Annotated in this window: 1 pseudogene; it reads left to right on the forward strand. The window is 56.2% G+C overall.

The window, feature by feature from the left end:
* Positions 1-404: pseudogene (locus ACTHSP_RS22335) on the forward strand (NADH dehydrogenase (quinone), D subunit); the annotation flags it as partial.

Below are 404 nucleotides of genomic sequence, written 5' to 3' on the forward strand. Positions count from 1 at the left end.
CTGCCCTATATGGACCGCTTGGACTACGTTTCCATGATGGTCAACGAGCAGGCGTATTGTTTGGCAGTAGAAAAACTTGCCGGTATTGATGTGCCTATCCGCGCCCAATACATCCGCGTGATGTTCGCCGAAGTAACGCGCATCCTCAACCACTTGATGGGTATCGGTTCGCACGCATTCGACATCGGCGCGATGACCGCCATCCTTTACGCCTTCCGCGACCGCGAAGAGCTGATGGACTTGTACGAAGCCGTGTCCGGCGCGCGTATGCACGCAGCCTACTTCCGTCCCGGCGGTGTTTACCGCGACCTGCCCGATTTCATGCCCAAATACGAGAGCAGCAAATTCCGCAACGCCAAAGTATTGAAGCAGCTCAACGAATCCCGCGAAGGCACCATGCTCGA

Source organism: Neisseria sp. P0001.S005 (genome assembly GCF_051963715.1).